General features: G+C 44.1%; 3 protein-coding genes and 1 pseudogene. 3 read left to right on the forward strand and 1 reads right to left on the reverse strand.

What is annotated here, in order from left to right; all coding sequences use genetic code 11:
• A partial coding sequence (locus tag WBA23_RS04930; RefSeq protein WP_424581137.1) for an outer membrane beta-barrel protein occupies window positions 1–966 on the forward strand: 966 nt, incomplete at its 5' end.
• 56 nt (window positions 967–1022) lie between these two features.
• Entirely contained in the window at window positions 1023–2219 is a 1197-nt protein-coding gene (locus WBA23_RS04935) for a D-alanyl-D-alanine carboxypeptidase (RefSeq protein WP_424581138.1), read from the forward strand.
• Between the two features lie 157 nt (window positions 2220–2376).
• Here the strand turns inward: WBA23_RS04935 and WBA23_RS04940 are convergent, their stop codons facing one another.
• Complete coding sequence (locus WBA23_RS04940) at window positions 2377–3885, reverse strand: sulfatase (RefSeq protein WP_424581139.1); 1509 nt, start codon at window positions 3883–3885, stop codon at window positions 2377–2379.
• A gap of 197 nt (window positions 3886–4082) precedes the next feature.
• On the opposite strand from WBA23_RS04940, the pseudogene WBA23_RS04945 reads away from it, so the two are divergent.
• Window positions 4083–4612 (forward strand): annotated as a pseudogene (locus tag WBA23_RS04945) (hypothetical protein); the annotation flags it as partial.

Here is a 4612-nt window from a genome sequence, read left to right on the forward strand (position 1 = left end):
ATTGATCGCAACTTTGCCAATCTGCTCCCATCAGCTATGCTGCGATATAATATTACCGACAGCAAGAACATTCGTCTGTTTTATCGCACCAATACTCAAGCACCTTCGGTGACTCAATTGCAAGATGTAATCGATAATAGTAATCCGTTACAATTGACCGTAGGTAACTCCGCTTTGGATCAAGAGTATCGTCATAATTTGTTTCTACGCTATTCCTCGGTCAATACCAATAGGTCGAACACATTTTTCGTTTTATTGGCGGGGTCAGTTACTGATAACTATGTGGGAAACTCGACATTTATTGTAGCTCAAGATACCCTCATTGGTGGAGGCGTTTTACTAGCGGAGGGTGGTCAGCTTACTCGAGCAATCAATATTGGGCAGCAGCGTAGCGTTCGCACCTTTATCACCTACGGTCAACCGATCAATTGGCTAAAAAGCAACCTGAATATTAACCTTTCGGGAAGTATCGCTCAAACTCCGGGTTTGATTAACGAACAGCGGAATGATGCCACCAATAGCACCGTAGGGCTGGGGTTGACACTCAGCAGTAACATCAGCGAAAATATTGATTTCACCATCTCGTCTACTTCAAATTACAATTGGGTAAGCAACTCGATTCGTAGTGAACTAAACGACCAATTTAGTAACCAGAACACCAACGGTGAACTAACTTGGATCTTTGGGAAAGGCTTTGTGATAAGAACCCAGCTGAATCATCAGTTATTTTCGGGGCTTTCTGCTGGTTTCGATCAAAATTTTGTGCTATGGAATATGAGTGTAGGAAGGAAGTTTCTGAAAGACCGACGGGGTGAATTACAACTATCGGTCTTCGATTTGCTAAAGCAAAATCAGAGCGTGCAGCGAAACATTACTGAGGCGTATATTGAAGACGCCCAAACCCAAGTACTTCAGCAGTATTTCATGCTCACCTTCACCTATCAGGTCCGGAATTTCAAATTGTGATGATTGGTTGAGCCATCGAGAGATTGGAACAAGCGTAAAATTACTATTTTCGGGGCATGAAATATTTGCCTCGTTTTCTGTTCGGATTATCTTTAATTTTTCTTCTAGCCCAGTGCGCCACCCGACCCGGTGTTCAAAGCCGCGAGTTGAAAGGTTTGGTCAATGAATCACCGGTTTTTCAGCGGAGCTTCACTGGCTTTGCGCTGTACGATACCGAGCGAGATGAAATGATGTACGAGTACCAGTCGGATAAATACTACACTCCGGCTTCAAACACCAAAATTTTTACGCTCTACGCTGGCCTGAAAATGCTGGGTGATTCTATTCCCGCGCTACAGTACCAAGTGCAGAGCGATTCTATAATCTTTACCGGAACCGGAGATCCGGCTTTTTTGCACCCTGATATTCAAAGCATTGATACGACCTACGACCACCATGTTTATAATTTTTTGCGAAATAACGATCATAAGTTGGCGTACGTGGAACGGCCTACTGAAGACGATTACTTCGGACCGGGCTGGGCCTGGGGGGATTACAATTACTACTATTCTTCCGAAAAATCAGTGCTGCCAATGTACGCCAACGTGGTTCGTTTTCAGTTTAAAGAAAATATTGCCAAGCCCTTTCCGTATCCGAACTACTTTAACAGTTTTGTACAAGGCTTTCCCGACGCTAACCAAACGTCCTACTTGCTGCGCGATCGCCACGAGAACACCTTTCACTACGGTACTAAGCCTGACACGTTGGCATTTGTGCGGGATGTACCGTTTATTCAGTCTACTTCGCTAATCGTGGATTTGCTACAAGACACTTTGAAGCAGCGAGTGCAGCAGTTATCGGACTATTCGGGAGATTTTACGAATACCCTTTACAGTCTTCCGGTGGATAGTATGTATCGGCGGATGATACAACCGAGCGATAACTTTGTAGCCGAACAGTTGCTGCTGGTGTGTTCTTCTACTCAACAAGACACCCTCAGTTCAGAATGGGCGATTGATTACGTGATCGAAAACTATTTGTCCGATTTACCGGATGAACCAATTTGGGTAGATGGTTCGGGTTTATCGCGTTATAATCTGCAAACTCCCCGCAGCATGGTTGCTTTGCTACGAAAAGTAGACGTCGAACTATCGGATGAGCGTATTAAGACGATCTTTCCGGCCGGAGGTATTTCCGGAACAATTAAGAATTGGTACGGAAATCCGAATGGTGAACCTTATGTTTTTGCTAAAACCGGAACGCTGAGCAACTAACATGCCCTCAGCGGCTTTTTATTTCCGCGCTCAGGAAAAAAGCTGATATTCAGCTTTATGCATAATAATTATATCACTTCGTCGTCGGTGCTAAAGGTGGAAATGGAGCAAATTTTACGGAAACTATACGAAGAATATTAGTTCACGTTTTTCATTGTTATATGGCTGACAACGCTTCCTGATGGGCTAATTCGTATTCAATGTTAAATAAGCTATCCATTTTTGCAACTAGCTCCTGGTTTTCTACCAAAGCTGCCAGATTATTCATCTCATTAGGATCGGTTTGATGATCGTACAGTTCTTGAGCGACTACTTTCTGGGTTGAGTTTCTTTCTTGCCAGCGAATGTAGCGGTAGCGGTCGGTTCGCATAGCGTAGCCCATTAGGGAATTGCCGCCTTTGCCCCGAGGGTACTGACTCCAAGCAGCAGTTTTAATGGAATGATCGGGGTTTGAAATGAGGGGTAGTATACTTTTCCCCTGTAAATGAGTTGGTGGCGATAGGCCCGCTAATTTGCACAACGTAGGGTAAATATCTATCGATTCTACCAGGGCATTACTTTTCTGACCTTTGGTTTCACCAGGAACTTTGACGATGAGCGGAATGCGGGTGTCGTATTCGTAGTTAGAGTGCTTACACCAACTACCGTATTCCCCTAGTTTCCAACCATGATCGCCCCAGAGTACTACAATAGTGTTTTCGGCTAAATTAAGTTCATCCAATTTATTAAGAAGGTCCCCAACTAAATCATCAATGTAAGTAACGGAAGCGTAGTAGCCGTGAATAAGATTACGTGATTTCTCGTCAGATAAGTATCCTTCCGGAGGAATATCGTGGTACTTCCGTAGTTCACCAAAGTTTGCCAATGAGAATTCTGGGCTACCCTGGGGAGTGTTTCGTTCAGGAATAGTAAGATTGGCAGAGTCATACATGTCCCAGTACCGCTGAGGGGCTACAAACGGAAGGTGGGGTTTCACCAAGCCTACGGCCAAAAAAAATGAGGTGTCTTGCAATGCTTCTAGCCGTTCCATCGCGTAATTCAGCGAGCGGTTATCAGCTAGTTGCTCCTCTGGCACTGAGGTAGCGTAGTAAGGAATTCTTTTACCGTCAATGTGGGGGTAGCTACCTTCCAGCCCAACAGTATCACCCCGGCTTAAGGGTTCGACTCCTAAAGATTGAAATGAAGGAACCCCAGACTTTGGGCTCCATGATAAGGAGTCATCCCGGTTTCCATGGGCCCGGTGGTATATTTTACCAATGCGTTCCGATTGATAACCATTGTCCTTAAAATGCTGCGGTAGCATAATCACGTCTGGTACTGAGTCTCGGAAAAAGGTGCCCAAATCATATATGCCGATAGCATCAGGACGAAGCCCGGTCATAACCCCATTGCGAGAAGGCGCGCATACTGCCTGCTGAACGTAGGCTCGCGTAAGCATTAAACTTTGATTCGCCAGACGATCAATGTGGGGTGATATGATCTGAGATTCGCCGTAGCAACCTAATTGCGGACGAAGGTCATCAATAGCAATAAATAAAACATTGTATTTCGTCTGGACAGATGAGGTTGCATTGGGTTGAGGTTGGCAAGAAACGATCAGCCAACCGAAGAAAATAAGTAAAGCATTGCCCCATTGTTTTTGGTTGCAAATTGAATAATAGGTCATTAAGAGCAGGTTTAGAGAAAGATAGTAGAAAGTCAATGATAATATAAGAAAATAAGCATGATAGTACGAAAGTTGATCATCACAAATCGCTATTTCGGCAGCCCCTTTTCAGCGAATAGAGAATCAAGCTGGTCTATGCGAAAGTCTGGTTGGTCTTATTTTTCAATATTGTTTCCGGTACTTTCGTACTTTGGAATATGGCGGCCGGAATTCCATTTCAATTGAACGTATCACAGCGAAAGGAGGTAATCTTCCACTTTCTGGGCTGGTTAGCATTTTTTGCGTTGCTGGTGGCTGTGTTTGCCTGGCCGTATCCTAATCCCTTTCCGGTGCTAAGAATTTCCCTGGTAATGCTAATACTCATTGGGTTCTACTACACCAATACCTCATTACTAATTCCGCAACTGCTGGCTCGAAAAAAGGTGTATTTGTATATCATAGCGGTACTGGCCTGTATTGTGACGGTGAATTTCTGGGATTTATGGGTGCAGCAAACACTAAATAGTAGCTTTTACTACGAACACGATTGGTATAGGGGGTCAATAATTCAGCGCGCCACTCTGTTAAGTATGTTGGTATTAGCAGTAAGCGGTGGGTTGAAGATGACTCAGGAGTGGTTCAAAACGGAACAGCAGAAAAACCGGATAGAAAAAGAGAAGATAGCTTCGGAATTAGCTTTACTTAAGTCTCAAATCAATCCCCATTCTTTGTTCAATAACCTAAATAG

Origin of the sequence: Tunicatimonas sp. (genome assembly GCF_049647865.1) — a bacterium.
Lineage (GTDB): Bacteria > Bacteroidota > Bacteroidia > Cytophagales > Cyclobacteriaceae > Tunicatimonas.

Coding starts and splice junctions, on each gene's coding strand:
- WBA23_RS04935 (WP_424581138.1), top strand. CDS start 1,023: ATGAAATATTTGCCTCGTTTTCTGTTCGGATTATCTTTAATTTTTCTT.
- WBA23_RS04940 (WP_424581139.1), bottom strand. CDS start 3,885: ATGACCTATTATTCAATTTGCAACCAAAAACAATGGGGCAATGCTTTA.